The organism is Pseudomonas sp. 2822-17, from assembly GCF_002742485.1.
GTDB lineage: Bacteria > Pseudomonadota > Gammaproteobacteria > Pseudomonadales > Pseudomonadaceae > Aquipseudomonas > Aquipseudomonas cyclaminis.
In genome coordinates this window covers 148,507-162,665 of the sequence record NZ_LJRZ01000537.1, presented here as the reverse complement: position 1 = coordinate 162,665, position 14,159 = coordinate 148,507, and the positions used below count along the sequence as shown (strand labels likewise).

Genomic DNA, 14,159 nt, shown 5'->3' with positions numbered 1-14,159 from the left:
GTGTCGAGACTTATAACGAGAACATCCACTGGCCGCAAGCCGGGTCGAACCGTTGTAGAATGCGCGGCCCTGTCTTTACCGGAATCTGTAATGGATCGCCCGCGTTTTCGAGCTGCATTTTTTCACCCGCGTTTCTGGCTGTTATGGCTTGGGCTCGGCCTGCTGTGGCTGGTCACCCAATTGCCGTACCGCGCCCTGCTGGCCATTGGTCGGTTGTTGGGTGCGGGCATGTACCGTGTGGCTGGCGAACGTCGCCGCATCGCCGCACGAAACCTGGAACTGTGCTTCCCGGAAAAAACCGTCGAAGAGCGTAAGCAGTTGCTCAAGGAAAACTTTGCCTCCACCGGCATCGCCTTCTTTGAGATGGCCATGAGCTGGTGGTGGTCGCGCCAGCGTCTGTCGCGCCTGGCCCACGTCGAAGGCCTTGAACACCTCAAGCAGGCCCAGTTGGATGGCAAGGGCGTGATCCTCATGGCCCTGCACTTCACCACCCTGGAAATCGGCGCGGCACTGTTGGGCCAGAAGCACACCATCGATGGGATGTACCGCGAGCACGGCAACCCGCTGTTCGACTTTATCCAGCGCCGTGGCCGCGAGCGCCACAACCTCGATTCCCTGGCCATTGAGCGCGAAGACGTGCGCGGCATGCTCAAGCTGCTGCGCGCCGGCCGCGCCATCTGGTACGCACCGGACCAGGACTACGGCGCCAAGCAAAGCATCTTCGTGCCGCTGTTCGGCATCCAGGCCGCCACCGTCACCGCCACCAGCAAGTTCGCCCGTCTGGGCAAGGCGCTGGTGGTGCCGTTCACCCAGGAACGCCTGGCGGATGGCAGCGGTTACCGCCTGGTGATCCACCCGCCGTTGACCGACTTCCCTGGCGAAAGCGATGAGGTGGACTGTCTGCGCATCAACCAGTGGGTCGAAGCCTCTGTACGCGAATGCCCCGAGCAATACCTGTGGACCCATCGCCGCTTCAAGAGCCGGCCACCGGGCGAACCCAAGCTGTACGAAAAACGCCGCCGATAAGACAGATTTTTCCCCGACACGGAGTGATGCGATGCGCCCAGCTGAACCGGTAACAGGCTTGATTCTTTCCGGCGGCGGGGCGCGAGCGGCGTATCAGGTGGGGGTGTTGGCGGCGATTGCCGAATTGCTGCCACCGGGGGCACCCAACCCGTTTCCGGTGATCGTCGGCACGTCGGCGGGGGCGATCAATGCGGTGAGCCTGGCCAGTGGGGCGATGGATTTCACGGCAGCCGTCCAGCGCCTTACAGCATTCTGGCAGGGCTTTCGCAGCCATCTGGTATTGCGCAGCGATTGGCCCGGTGTGATCCGTCAGGCGAGTCGCTTCCTGATCCACAGCCTGCTGGGTCTGGGGCGCCAATTTCCGGTAGCGCTGCTCAACAGTTCGCCACTGCGTGATCTGCTGCAGGACAAGCTGCATCTGGCAGGTATCGACGAGGCGATCCGGAACAAACATCTGCATGCGGTTGCGGTCACGGCGTTCGGCTATGAGTCCGGGCAAGCGGTGACCTTCTATCAGGGCGGCGGCACCATCAATGCCTGGCTGCGTCACCGCCGCATTGGCGTACCCACCGCGCTCACGGTAGAGCACTTGCTGGCCAGTTCGGCGATCCCGTTATTGTTTGCCCCGGTGAAACTCGACCAGGAGTATTTCGGCGACGGCGCAGTGCGCCAATCAGCACCGATCAGCCCGGCCCTGCACCTGGGCGCCAGCCGCGTGCTGGTGGTGGGCGTCAGCGGCAACCCACGGGGCAATGAGCCGGCGGTGCAACGCAGCTTCACCGGCCAGGAACCGACCCTGGCGCAGATCGGCGGGCATATGCTCAACAGTACGTTCATTGACAGCCTGGAAAGCGACATCGAGTTGCTGGAGCGCTTGAATCAGTTCAGTCATGCCGCGCCTGGGTTGGCGGCGGTAGAGGTGCTGGTGATTGCGCCGAGCCAGCCGATCGATGAAATTGCGGCGCGGCATCGCCAGGAATTGCCGGCGGCGTTGCGTCTGTTTCTGAGGGGGCCGGGGGCGACCAAGACGAGCGGGGCAGGGGTGTTGAGTTACCTGCTGTTCGAGGCGGGGTATTGCAGCGAGTTGATTGAGTTGGGTAGGAAAGATGCGCTGGCCAAGCGCGAAGAAATCAGCCGGTTCCTGGGACTTGAATCAATCTAAATGTGGGAGGGGGCTTGCCCCCCCCAACTAATTTTTTAGTGTCGGTTAGAAGTGATACTTGACCAGGAAGCTCGCTGTGTCCTGAGTCGTCTTGAACGCCCCAGAATCTTCGATCCCGTACTTGTTCTTCCAGTAGTCGTATTCAAAACCTACATACAATTGCTTGTCGCCCCAATGCAGCGCCTTGCCCAGGTCGTATTTAACCTGTGGGTTGAAGTGCAGGTTGGCGTGGTAGGTGCCACGGGCGTTCTTGTCGTTGTCCACCACCCAATCCATAAAGCCATCGATCAGGATGTCGGAGTTGCCCACCGGCAGGGTGTACGACCACACCGGGGTGATCTGCCAAACGCCATCACCCGGGCGATTGCCTTCGGTCTGGCGCTGGTAGAAGTTCAGCTGGAAGTAGTCGAAACCAGGGATGTTCAAATCGAACGCCGGGCCGAGCAGGTACGATTCGTTATCGCCTTCGCCGAACTCGTAAGTGAAGGCCAGCAGCACATCCTTGATCGGGCCGAAGGACAGGTCTTTGTCGAGGATCTTGCCGAATGACAACCGTGGGCTGATCTCGCCGTAGTAGGTGCTTGGGCCGACGTTGCCGTCTTCCTTGCCGTTGTAGAAGATGCGGTCGACGAATACAAAGTTGTCGCCGTACTTCCACGCATCGGCGTGTTCGAACGTGACGGTTTGCTGGATCTGCGGGTTCACGGTAAAGCTCTTGCCCCACAGGTACGTCAGGCTGTTGTTCTGCCACTGCAACAAGTCACCGGCCACGGCCTGGCCACCCGCCAGCAGGGATCCTGCCAGCATCAGGCCTTTGAACATAGGTTTCATTCGGTTGCTCCCGAGTTAAGATTTTGTGGTTTTTCTTCTACGCAGGCGCTCTAGTGCGGCGCCTTTTGGATCGCTGAAAGTGGTCTGAATGGTCAGCTTTATGGTCATAGCAAGAGCCGCGCCAAGGCGCTAAACAACCGTCAATTCAAGCGGGCGCGGAGAATACTGGCTCTCACGTCTTGGCTCAAGTGCGCCGTTACAGCGCGCACAGGACAACAATGGAGCACTTGTCAGGTGTGGGCGGGGTCGACGGCGGGGCGTTCTGAACCGCCGAGGATGTTGAACAGGATATTCAGCGACAAGGCGCTGAGGGTGGCCATGGCGATGCCGCTGTGGGTTATCGGGCTCATCCACAACGGCAGTTGCGCGAAGAACTCCGGGCGCACCACGGGGATCAGGCCCATGCCGATGCTGACGGCCACCAGCAACTGGTTGCGACGGTCGGCGATATCCGCCTCCTGGAGGATCTTGATACCGGTGGCCGCAACCATGCCGAACATCGCAATCGCCGCCCCGCCGAGTACTGCCGGTGGAATCGACGCCACCAGGTACGCGGCCTTGGGCAGCAGGCTGAGCACAATCAGGAACGCGCCCGCCATGATCGTCACCGAGCGGCAGCGCACGCCGGTCATCTGCACCAGGCCGATGTTCTGTGCAAACGAGGAGTGGGTGAAGGTGTTGAAAAAGCCGGCGAAGAACGACGCACCGGCATCACACAGCAAGCCGCGACGCAGCATCCTGGGCGACACTTCCTGGCCGGTGATCTTGCCCAGGGCGAGGAACATCCCGGTGGATTCCACGAAGATAATCACCACCACCAGGCACATCGACAGGATGGGCGCCAACTCGAACTTGGGCATGCCGAAGTGCAGCGGTGTCACCACCTGCACCCATGGCGCCTGGGCCAGGCCGCTGAGATCGACCATGCCGATGACGCCACACAGACCGTAGCCCAGGCCCATGCCGATCAACACCGAAATGTTCACCCAGAAACCGCGCATGAAGCGGTTGATCAACAAGATGGTGCCCAGTACCAGCGCCGCAATCGCCAGGTAAATCGGCGAGCCGAAGGTGGCTGCCGCGCTGCCGCCGCCGGCCCAGTTCACGGCTACGGGGAACAGCGACAGGCCGATGGCGGTAATCACGGTGCCGGTGACCAACGGCGGAAAGAAGCGCACCACCTTGGACATGAACGGCGCGATGATCATGCCGAAGAACCCGGCGGCGATGGTTGCGCCGAAGATCCCCTGCAGGCCGATACCCGGCATGCCGGCCATGGCAACCATGCTGCCGACGGCGGCGAAACTGGCGCCCATCATCACCGGCATGCGGATGCCCACCGGGCCGATGCCGAACGACTGGACCATGGTGGCGATGCCGGCGACGAGCAGGTCGGCATTGATCAGGAACGCGATTTCTTCACGGCTCAGGCCGGCGGCCTGGCCAATGATGAGGGGCACGGCGACCGCGCCGCCGTACATCAGCAAGACGTGTTGCAGGCCTACCAGAATCAGTTGCAAGAGGGGCAGCCGCTCCATGGCAGGCGCGGCAGGAATCTGCGGTTCGACTAACTCGGTCATGCAACACCTCGGATCTTTTTATTGTTGTGTTGTGTGGAACGCAATCTTCAAAACGCAGTAGGGCCAAATGTGGGAGGGGGCTTGCCCCCGATTGCAGTTGTTCAGTCACTGATGTTTTGAATGACACGCCGCCATCGGGGGCAAGCCCCCTCCCACATTGGATTTGCACAGGCTATTAGTTGGTACGGGCCCCCTGGTTGATCCAGGTGCCGATCAAATCGCGCTCCTGCTGGGTCATCTGGGTGATGTTGCCCAGCGGCATGATCTGGCTCGCTACGGCCTGCGCTTGAATGCGTGCCGCTTGCTGCTGGATCTGCGCTGGCGTATCAAACATCACGCCGGCCGGCGCGGTGCTGAACAGTGGGCTGGTCGGCTTGGCCGAGTGGCACACGGTGCAGCGTTGCTCGATCACGCTGTGCACCTGGCCGAAGTCCGTAGAGGCTTGTGCCGGTGCAGGTTCGGCGGCGGGAGCTGCGGGTGCGGCGGGTTTCAAACCACCGCCCAACGCCGTTTCAGGCAATGGCTGGTACTCGATGGCCGCCGGAGCCTTGGCAATCGGTTCGGCCGGTTTTGGCCCGGTGACGTACGCCAGGCTGATCATCGCCAACGCGCCCACCGGCAAGGTCCATGCGTACTTCTGGCTGTTATGCCGAGTATTGAAGTAGTGCCGTACCAACACTGCCGCCACCGCGATACCGGCCAGGATCAGCCAGTTGTATTGGCTGCCGTAGGTGCTCGGGAAGTGGTTGCTGATCATGATGAACAGCACCGGCAAGGTGAAGTAGTTGTTGTGGCGTGAACGCAGCAAGCCCTTGGCCGGCAGGGCCGGGTCCGGCGTGCGGTTCTCGGCGATGGCCGCTACCAGGGCGCGCTGCGCCGGCATGATAATGCGGAACACGTTGCCCACCATGATGGTGCCGATCACCGCACCGACGTGCAGGTAGGCGCCACGGCCGCTGAATACTTTGCTGAAGCCGTAGGCTGCCGCAATCAACAGCACAAACAGAATGAACCCGAGCAGTGCAGGGCGTTTGCCCAAGGCCGAGTCGCAGAGGAAGGAGTAGATGAACCAGCCGGCGAACAGTGAGCCGATGCCCAGCAACACGCCTTCGGTGCCGCTGAGGCTGCTGCCGGGGGCGAGCAGGTACAGCGTCGGGTTGAGGTAGAACACCACGCACAGCAGCGCGACGCCCGACATCCAGGTGAAATAGGCTTCCCATTTGAACCAGTGCAGGTTGTCCGGCATGGTTGGCGGGGCCAGTTTGTATTTTTCCAGGTGGTAGATACCGCCACCGTGGATCGCCCACAAGTCACCGGCCAGGCCGCTCTTGGGGTTGACGCGATTGAGGTTGTTTTCCAGCCAGACAAAGTAGAAAGAAGCGCCGATCCACGCGACGCCAGTGATCATGTGAACCCAGCGCACGCTAAGGTTCAGCCATTCCAACAGATGTGCTTCCACAGTCTTTACCTCTCGCCTGTCACCCTTGTTGTCGGGTGATCCGGCCTTCTCTTATTGGTGGGGGGCGAGGATCAACCGCTCATCCTCTTTGAAAAAATGCTCATCGCAGTTATTGCCTGTGCCACTGCGATCAACCACCAGGAAGTCATCCCGCTTTTCGATCGTCAGCACCGGGTGGTGCCAGACGCCGCGATGGTAATTAATGCCCTGCCTGCCGTTGGTAACGAAGGCGCGGACCAAGCCCGATACAGGTGCATCGCCAAGTGGCGCGACCACGATCAGAAAGGGGTTGCCGAGCAGCGGTATGAAAGCCTGGCTGCCCAGCGGGTGTCTCTCCAGCATGCACACGGTCAGCGGCATGTCCTGCGCATCGGCGCGGAAGATGCTGATGATGGCGTGGTCTTCCGGCTTCGCGGTTTCGACCGTGGCCAGTTTGTGAAAGCGCATGGTCGACCCGTTGTTGATCATGAAGTGGTCGCTGCCGTCGGTTTCGATAACGTCTCCGAAAGGGGCGAAGGCTTCTTTGGTCAAAGGTTCGATCATCAGTGTGCGCATGGCTGTCTTCTTATCCAAATGCTGTGTTGTTTGGTCTATTGCTATCGCGGGCAAGCCCGCTCCCACATTTTGATTTGCGAATACATTCAAATGTGGGAGCTGGCTTGCCTGCGATGGCATCACCGCTTATTTCGACACTTTGCCCAGAACACGCAGGCGGCTCACACCGCCATCCGGGAACACGTTCAGGCGGATGTGGGTAATCGGCCCCAGCGCCTTGATCTGCTCGGCGAAGCTGTGTTCAGCGTGCATTTCCAGCTTCTGCGCCGGCAGCAGTTCGCGCCAGAACAGCGATTGGGTTTCGATCTGGCTGTCGGTGCCGCCTTTGACGAAAGCGCCCTGGATCGAGCAGGTGTCCGGGTAGTTGCCCTTGAAGTGCAGGGTGTCGACGACGATCTTCTCGATCTCGCCTGGGTGGCCCAACGCGACGATCACCCAGTCATTGCCCGGTGTACGGCGACGGGCGGTTTCCCATCCGTCGCCCATGTTGATGCCACGGCCTGGGTTGAGGATGTTGCTCATGCGGCCGAAGTGTTCGTCGGAGCACGCCAGGGCACGACCGCCGTTCAGTGCGGCAGCCAGGTCGACCTGTTCGTTGTCGCCCACCGAAGACCAGTCGCGGAACGGCACCCCGTACACACGCAGACGGGCGACGCCGCCATCCGGGTAGATGTTGAAACGCAGGTGGCTGAACGCCTGGTCGTTGCTGATTTCGTGATAGTGGTGGCTGTTGCCTTGCAGCTCTACGGCCGACAGCACTTCGGTCCACTGGGTGTTGTCATCCGGCTCGCCCGAGGCCAGGAAGCAGGCTTCCAGGGAGGCCGACGGCGGGAAGTTGCCGGTGAAGAATGAAGTGTCGATGTCCACGCCCTTGATCGAACCGGGCACACCCAGGCGGATCACGGCGCTGTCGTAGCCTTCGAAGCGCTTGCGGCGAGACTCCCAGCCGTCCATCCACTTGCCGTTGTCATCGAAAACGCCCTCCTTCCACACGGCCGGGGTCGGCTGGAACAGGCGGTTGGCGTCAGCGAACCAGTCATCGGTGACCGAGATGATCTTGGTGCCCAGGCGGGCGTCGGCCAGGTTGACGAACTTTTCGAAAGGTACGGCGTAAGCTTTCATTCTTCTTGTCTGCCTTGGATAGAGTGGCTGGGGATGGTCGTTTAGAGGGTCAATAAACGGAACAACGCGATCTTGTTGATCTCGGCCAGGGCGCATTTGAATTCGGCGTCTGCCGAGTTGTGAATGCGCGTCTCGAACGCGGCCAGGATCTGATGCCGGTTGCTGCCTTTTACCGCCATGATGAAGGGAAACTTGAACTTGGCCTTATAGGCATCGTTCAGCTCGGTGAAGCGCGAGAACTCTTCGGCCGTGCATTGGTGAATCCCCGCGCCAGCTTGCTCATCGGTGCTGGCTTGGGTCAGTTGGCCCTGGACGGCAGCTTTGCCGGCCAGGTCCGGGTGAGCATTGATCAGCGCCAGTTGCGAGGCGTGATCAGCGCTCAACAGGATGTCGCTCATGCGCTGGTGCAGGGCTTCGATCTGGTCGATCGAAGGGTCCTGGCCCAGGTCGTAGGCCCTTTCGGCCACCCATGGCGAGTGTTCGTAGATATCGGCGAAGGCGGCGACAAACTCATCGCGGCTCAGGGCCGATGGCTTCAGGGTCTGGAACGCAGTCATTTGGCCGCTCCCGTGTACGGGTGGGTTTCATGCCAGTGGCGGGCAATATCGACGCGGCGGGTGAACCACACGTGTTCATGGCCCTTGGCGTATTCGATAAAGCGCTTCAACGCAGCCAGGCGCGCCGGGCGGCCGATCAAGCGGCAATGCAGGCCGATGGACAACATCTTCGGTGCCTCGGCACCCTCGGCGTACAGCACGTCGAACGCATCCTTCAAGTACTCGAAAAAGTCATCGCCCTTGTTGAAACCCTGCACCTGGGTGAAGCGCATGTCGTTGGTGTCCAGGGTGTAGGGGATGACCAGGTGCGGCTTGCCGGTGGGGTTGTTCGGTTCCCAGTAGGGCAGGTCGTCGTCGTAGGTGTCGCAGTCGTACAGGAAACCGCCTTCTTCCATCACCAGTCGGCGCGTATTGGGGCCGGTGCGACCGGTGTACCAGCCCAGTGGGCGTTCGCCGGTCAGTTCAGTGAGGATGCGGATGGCTTCGAGCATGTGCTCGCGCTCCTGGGCCTCGTCCATGTACTGATAGTCGATCCAGCGGTAGCCGTGACTGCAGATCTCATGGCCGGCCTCGACCATGGCGCGGATCACGTCCGGGTGGCGATGGGCGGCCATGGCCACGGCGAAGATGGTCAGCGGGATATCCAATTCTTTGAACAGCTTGAGGATGCGCCACACGCCGGCACGGCTGCCGTATTCGTACAGCGACTCCATGCTCATGTTGCGCGCGCCTTGCAGCGGTTGGGCCGAGACCATTTCCGAGAGGAAGGCTTCGGACTCTTTGTCGCCGTGCAAGATATTGCGCTCACCGCCTTCTTCGTAATTGAGTACGAAAGACAGCGCGATGCGTGCCTTGCCCGGCCAGTGGGGGTGAGGAGGGTTACTGCCGTAACCGATCAGGTCGCGTGGGTAGTCAGCGCTCACTGCAGTCTTCCTTCTTGTTCGTGGTCAGTCATGTGGCGGCCGGGCAGTGAAAAGACTGGGTGGCGTCACAGCGATGGGCTGATTGTATACAACTTGGTGGTCACTTTGTAAGCCTGTATTTCTGCATTTTTTCCAGACGGTTGCCACGGGCTTGTACTGCAAGAAACTTGCCTGATGGGTCAATAAAAGGATGAAAGGTCGTTTAAAAGCAAGGCTTACTGAGAATCTTGCGCAAGAATCTTCCATTGCAACCGTCAGCAAATTTTTGTGATTTTTATTGTGTACAATTTTTATTAAAAGTGTCTTAATCAGCCCATCGCCGGCTTTTGCATGCCCTGCAAAGGTGCGGCCTATCTTCACTCCACTCAAGGGAGCCCCGTTCCATGGGACGACTGACCACACACGTACTGGACGCCGCCCACGGCTGCCCCGGCAGCGCCATCCAGATTGAACTGTACCGCGTCGAAGGCGCACAGCTGGAGTTGGTCGCCAGCGCCCTGACCAACAGCGACGGCCGTTGCGACGCACCGCTTCTGCAAGGCGACGCCTACCGCAGCGGCGTGTACCAGCTGCAATTCAGCGCCGGCGATTACTACCGTGCCCGTGGCGTGCAATTGCCGGAACCGGCCTTCCTTGATGTCGTCGTACTGCGTTTCGGCATCAGTGCCGAACAGGATCACTACCACGTGCCCCTGCTGATTTCGCCTTACAGCTACTCCACCTATCGCGGTAGCTGAGTCGTCACCTCGCTTCACACCCCCAAAGCTCTTCGTTGGTTTCGCCCGCGCACACTGCGGGCTTTTTTTCGTTTAACTATCTAGCGGCTCATGGGTGTTTGCGCTGCATAGGCGGGTGTTTTCCTTGAAGAGGATACCGCGCGTTGCGGCTATGACCTGGTCTTCGTTGTCGATCAACGTCAACCAATTCACAGCCCAGCAGTCATCCAACGTTGGCACCACTTGCGCAGGTCAAGCAGGCGATGGAACACAATCGCCTGGTTCGGATTGTGGCAGGCATTCAACGGCCTACTACGGGCACGGTCCCTGCGAGCGTCTATTTCGTCAAAGTGAGCCGGTCCTGACGTGGATCAGCGACAAGACGCCAGCGCCTGAAAACAGTGCGGCGCTGACGCGGTTGAACCAGCTCTGGCCGGCACCGCTGCGCAGATACCGTGCAGCGCCGTGGGCACCCAGGCCGTACGCCAACTTGCACAACAGGTCGAGGGCGGCCCAGGTGGCGATCATGATCAGCAATTGCGGCAGCAACGCCTGCTCAGTGCTGAGAAACTGCGGCAGGAACGCGGCAAAAAACAGAATGTCTTTAGGGTTGCTGGCGCCCAGCACAAAGGCGCGGCCGAACAGTGCGCGAAAGCGTGGCACTGGCGCAGCCTGCGGCACGGTTGCACCCTGGGCTGGTTGCCGCGACTGTTGCCAGCTTTGCCAGGCGAGGTAGAACAGGTACAACGCGCCGACGATTTTCAGCGCGCTGAACAGTTGTTCGGAAGCGAGCAGCAATGCGCCCAGGCCCAGGGCCGACGCGCTCAGCAGGCAGATCGAGGCGATCACCCCGCCGAGAAACGCCGGGTACGAGCGGCGCAGTCCGTAGTTCAGGCTGTTGCTGATCATCAGCAACGACAGCGGCCCCGGGATCAGGATCACCACCAGTGCAGCGCCGCTGAACAGCAGCCAGGTTTCCAGACTCATTGCTTGCTCCTTTTGTTATAGAAAGACGAACTTGGCGATAAAGATCACGCACAGCACCCACAGGCTCACGGAAATCTCGCGGTACTTGCCGGTGCCGGCCTTGAGCGCCACGTAGGTGATAAAACCCAGCGCGATGCCGTCGGCGACCGAGAAGGTCAACGGCATCATGATCGCCGTGACGATCGCCGGAATGCTGTCGGTGGCCTCATCCCAATTGATGTGGGCCATGCTTGCCATCATCAGCATCGCCACGTAGATCAACGCGCCGGCGGTGGCGTAGGCCGGAATCATGCCGGCCAGCGGGGCAAAAAACATCGCCGCCACAAACAGAATGCCCACGGTCACGGCGGTAAGGCCGGTGCGACCACCTGCAGCAACACCGGCGGCGCTTTCCACGTAGCTGGTCACCGGCGGCACGCCGACCATGGCGCCAAACACGCTGGAAGCACTGTCGGCCTTCAACGCGCGGGACAGGTTATCGATCTTGCCATCGGCATTCACCAACCCGGCGCGCTGTGCAACGCCCATGAGTGTACCGGCGGTATCGAACATGTGCACAAAAAGAAACGCAAATACCACGCTGATCATGCTGATATTGAATACACCTTTTACGTCCATCGCCATCCAGGTCGGCGCCAGGCTCGGCGGCGTGGAGAGGATGCCGTTGTAGTGCACCAGGCCCAGGCCCCAACCGGCCAGCGTCACAGCGATGATGCTGATGAGGATCGCGCCGAACACACGGTGGTAGCTGAGGATCGCAATCAGCAGAAAGCAGATCGCCGCCAGCAGGGGTGCCGGTTCATGCAGTGAGCCGAGTTTGATCAGCGTGGCCGGGCTGTCGACGATGATGCCGGCGGTTTTCAGGCCAATCACCCCGAGGAACAAACCGACCCCCGCGCCCATGGCATGGCGCAGGCTTACCGGAATGCTGTTGAGCAACCATTCACGCACCCGCGACAGCGTGAGGCCCATGAACAGCACTCCGGAAATGAACACCGCACCCAGCGCGGTTTCCCAGTGGTAGCCCATGGTGCCGACCACGGTGTAGGTGAAAAACGCATTCAAACCCATGCCCGGCGCCAGGCCCACCGGCCAGTTGGCGTACAGGCCCATCAATAGGCAACCCAGCGCGGCGGCGATGCAGGTGGCGACGAACGCCGCGCCGTGATCGATGCCGGCATCGGCCATGATGTTGGGATTGACGAAGATGATGTAGGCCATGGTGATAAAGGTGGTGAGGCCGGCGATCAGCTCGGTCTTCACTGTGGTGCCATGCAGGCGCAGTTTGAACAGGCGTTCCAGCCAGCCACCCTGCGAGGGGGAGAGATCCAGCGTTGGTGCTTCGGATTTGCGGCTATCCACAGCGAGTACTCCTCAAGAGTTTTATTGTTATTTCCAGCGCCGGTCACATGAGTGGGCAACAGCGCTTTGAGGTACTGGCGGGTTTTGTTGACCAATAGGTCAGGAACTCGCACGAAGCGAATTATGCTTTTGTATACAAAGAAAGCAAATAATGTTTTCGATTAACTGTGCGAAAGGGGATGAAAGGCTAATTCCCGGCACTCAGTGCCTGGTTGACCGCCAGCCAGCCCATCACTGCTTCTTCCCCGGCTTCACTGAACGCGCGCTGCAACAGCTTCACCTGTTCACGGCGCAGCGACTGCTCGAAACGCAGGCCTTCTTCGGTCAGTTGCAGCAGGCGTTTGCGCTTGTCGGCTTCGGACGCCACGCTGTCCACCAGATGCATCTCCTGCAATTGGCGCAGCGGCATGTTCAGCGCCTGCTTGCTGACCCCGAGCAATTCCAGCAACTCCTTAACGCTCAGCGCCGGGTAGCGCGCGATAAAAAACACGATGCGCTGGTGCACCCGACTCAGGCCTCGGCGTTCAAGCATCTCGTCAGCCTTGGCGGTAAACGCCTGGTAGCCGAAGAAGAACGCTTCCATGGCCTGTTGCTGGCTGCTCTGGTTTTTAAGGTCAAGCATGTTGACGTATCCACTCAAGCTGTCGTAATTTCGGTCAACCAGTTTGACGTATTTCCCACAGCCTTCGCTAGCGGTGACCTCCATGGCCTTCTCTGAACGTGTTACGCGCCTCAAAAGCTCCTTGATCCGTGAAATCCTCGCGGCGGCCCAGCGTCCCGAGGTGATGTCCTTCGCCGGAGGCCTGCCGGCCGAAGCCATGCTGCCTGCGCTGAACTGGGATGACATGCCGCTGAACATTGGCCAATACGGCATGAGCGAAGGCGAGCCGCAATTGCGTGAATTGCTTGCCGCCGAGGCGCGGGCACTGGGCTTGCCGTGCGGGGCCAGCCAGGTGTTGGTGGTCAGCGGTTCCCAGCAGACCCTGGATTTGGCGGCCAAGTTGTATATCGACAAAGGCACGCAGATCCTGCTGGAAGGCCCGACCTACCTGGCGGCATTGCAGATTTTCCAACTGTTCGGTGCCGAGTGCCTCACGGTCCAGTTGGAAGCCGATGGACCGAACCTCGCCGCGCTGCGCGCCAACCTCGAACGCCATCGCCCGGCGTTCATCTATCTGATTCCCACGTTCCAGAATCCGTCGGCGGTGCGCTACAGCGAGGCCAAGCGTGAGGCCGTCGCAGCCTTGCTTGATGAGTTCGGCGTGACGCTGATCGAAGACGAACCCTACCGCGAGCTTACTTTTGATGGCGGCAGCGCCAAACCCATCGCCGGTCGCTTGAAAAAGGCCAGCTGGATCTACACCGGTACCGTGTCCAAGACCTTGTTACCTGGCCTGCGCGTGGGTTACCTGATCGCCAGCCCGGACCTGTTCCCGCACCTGCTCAAGCTCAAGCAATCGGCGGACCTGCACACCAACCGTGTCGGCCAATGGCAGGCGATGCAATGGATTGGCAGCGAAAAATACCAGCAACACCTGGTGGAACTGCGCCGTTTTTACCGCCAGCGCCGCGATGCATTCCAGGTCGCGCTTGAGCGTCATTTCGGCGAGCTGGCCGACTGGCAAGTGCCCCAGGGCGGATTATTCTTCTGGCTGACCTTGAAACAGCCGCTGGACACCCGCACCTTATTGGCCCAAGCGCTGGAGCAGAACGTCGCGTTCATGCCCGGTGAACCGTTCTTTGCTGAGCCGGACCAACATCTGGGCTCGTTGCGCCTCAATTTCAGCCATATCGACCCGGCCCGCCTGGACGAAGGTCTCAAGCGCCTGGCCGCGGTGGTCCGTCACGCACAGCACGCGCAAGCGGCATAAGGGGAGCC

The 14,159-nt window shown here is 60.4% G+C and carries 15 protein-coding genes; 4 read left to right on the top strand and 11 right to left on the bottom strand.

Annotated elements, in window-relative coordinates:
• Positions 1 to 90 precede the first annotated feature (90 nt).
• Together AOA60_RS23025 and AOA60_RS23020 are read left to right on the top strand one after the other, a co-directional pair.
• On the top strand, positions 91 to 1,026 hold the full coding sequence (locus AOA60_RS23025; protein ID WP_099586377.1) for a lipid A biosynthesis lauroyl acyltransferase: 936 nt from the start codon (positions 91 to 93) through the stop codon (positions 1,024 to 1,026).
• A gap of 31 nt (positions 1,027 to 1,057) precedes the next feature.
• Positions 1,058 to 2,188 carry a patatin-like phospholipase family protein gene (locus tag AOA60_RS23020; RefSeq protein ID WP_099586376.1) on the top strand — a complete coding sequence of 377 codons (1,131 nt, stop codon included), beginning with the start codon at positions 1,058 to 1,060 and terminating at the stop codon, positions 2,186 to 2,188.
• A gap of 45 nt (positions 2,189 to 2,233) precedes the next feature.
• Here AOA60_RS23020 and AOA60_RS23015 read toward each other — a convergent pair whose 3' ends face one another.
• From AOA60_RS23015 to AOA60_RS34030, 8 genes are all read right to left on the bottom strand, one after another.
• Positions 2,234 to 3,019, bottom strand: a complete 786-nt coding sequence (locus AOA60_RS23015) for an outer membrane protein OmpK (protein WP_099586375.1) — start codon at positions 3,017 to 3,019, stop codon at positions 2,234 to 2,236.
• 230 nt (positions 3,020 to 3,249) lie between these two features.
• Positions 3,250 to 4,599, bottom strand: coding sequence for a nucleobase:cation symporter-2 family protein (locus tag AOA60_RS23010; protein WP_099586374.1), 1,350 nt, complete (start codon positions 4,597 to 4,599; stop codon positions 3,250 to 3,252).
• A 175-nt stretch (positions 4,600 to 4,774) separates the two neighbouring features.
• Positions 4,775 to 6,058 carry a urate hydroxylase PuuD gene (locus AOA60_RS23005; RefSeq protein WP_099586373.1) on the bottom strand — a complete coding sequence of 428 codons (1,284 nt, stop codon included), beginning with the start codon at positions 6,056 to 6,058 and terminating at the stop codon, positions 4,775 to 4,777.
• A gap of 51 nt (positions 6,059 to 6,109) precedes the next feature.
• Entirely contained in the window at positions 6,110 to 6,613 is a 504-nt protein-coding gene (locus tag AOA60_RS23000; protein ID WP_099586372.1) for an ureidoglycolate lyase, read from the bottom strand.
• 126 nt (positions 6,614 to 6,739) lie between these two features.
• On the bottom strand, positions 6,740 to 7,735 hold the full coding sequence (alc, locus tag AOA60_RS22995; RefSeq protein WP_099586371.1) for an allantoicase: 996 nt from the start codon (positions 7,733 to 7,735) through the stop codon (positions 6,740 to 6,742).
• A gap of 41 nt (positions 7,736 to 7,776) precedes the next feature.
• The gene (uraD, locus tag AOA60_RS22990) at positions 7,777 to 8,292 is read right to left on the bottom strand and encodes a 2-oxo-4-hydroxy-4-carboxy-5-ureidoimidazoline decarboxylase (RefSeq protein WP_099586370.1); all 516 of its coding nucleotides are present in this window, start codon (positions 8,290 to 8,292) and stop codon (positions 7,777 to 7,779) included.
• Positions 8,289 to 9,215: an allantoinase PuuE gene (gene puuE, locus AOA60_RS22985; protein ID WP_099586369.1), complete on the bottom strand. Its 927-nt coding sequence runs from the start codon at positions 9,213 to 9,215 to the stop codon at positions 8,289 to 8,291. The genes uraD and puuE overlap by 4 nt, the downstream gene beginning before the upstream one ends.
• Before the next feature lie 24 nt (positions 9,216 to 9,239).
• Positions 9,240 to 9,584: a hypothetical protein gene (locus AOA60_RS34030; RefSeq protein ID WP_256592867.1), complete on the bottom strand. Its 345-nt coding sequence runs from the start codon at positions 9,582 to 9,584 to the stop codon at positions 9,240 to 9,242.
• 14 nt (positions 9,585 to 9,598) lie between these two features.
• Between AOA60_RS34030 and uraH the strand changes: the two genes are divergently transcribed.
• On the top strand, positions 9,599 to 9,952 hold the full coding sequence (uraH, locus tag AOA60_RS22975; RefSeq protein ID WP_099586368.1) for a hydroxyisourate hydrolase: 354 nt from the start codon (positions 9,599 to 9,601) through the stop codon (positions 9,950 to 9,952).
• Positions 9,953 to 10,276: 324 nt separating this feature from the next.
• Here uraH and AOA60_RS22970 read toward each other — a convergent pair whose 3' ends face one another.
• The 3 genes from AOA60_RS22970 to AOA60_RS22960 all read right to left on the bottom strand — a co-directional run bounded on the left by AOA60_RS22970 (position 10,277) and on the right by AOA60_RS22960 (position 12,902).
• Positions 10,277 to 10,918: a LysE family translocator gene (locus AOA60_RS22970; RefSeq protein WP_099586367.1), complete on the bottom strand. Its 642-nt coding sequence runs from the start codon at positions 10,916 to 10,918 to the stop codon at positions 10,277 to 10,279.
• Between the two features lie 15 nt (positions 10,919 to 10,933).
• Complete coding sequence (locus AOA60_RS22965; protein WP_099586366.1) at positions 10,934 to 12,280, bottom strand: NCS2 family permease; 1,347 nt, start codon at positions 12,278 to 12,280, stop codon at positions 10,934 to 10,936.
• Between the two features lie 187 nt (positions 12,281 to 12,467).
• Positions 12,468 to 12,902, bottom strand: a complete 435-nt coding sequence (locus AOA60_RS22960; protein WP_099586399.1) for a MarR family winged helix-turn-helix transcriptional regulator — start codon at positions 12,900 to 12,902, stop codon at positions 12,468 to 12,470.
• Between the two features lie 82 nt (positions 12,903 to 12,984).
• On the opposite strand from AOA60_RS22960, the gene AOA60_RS22955 reads away from it, so the two are divergent.
• Positions 12,985 to 14,151, top strand: a complete 1,167-nt coding sequence (locus tag AOA60_RS22955; RefSeq protein ID WP_099586365.1) for a PLP-dependent aminotransferase family protein — start codon at positions 12,985 to 12,987, stop codon at positions 14,149 to 14,151.
• The last annotated feature ends 8 nt before the right edge of the window (positions 14,152 to 14,159 follow it).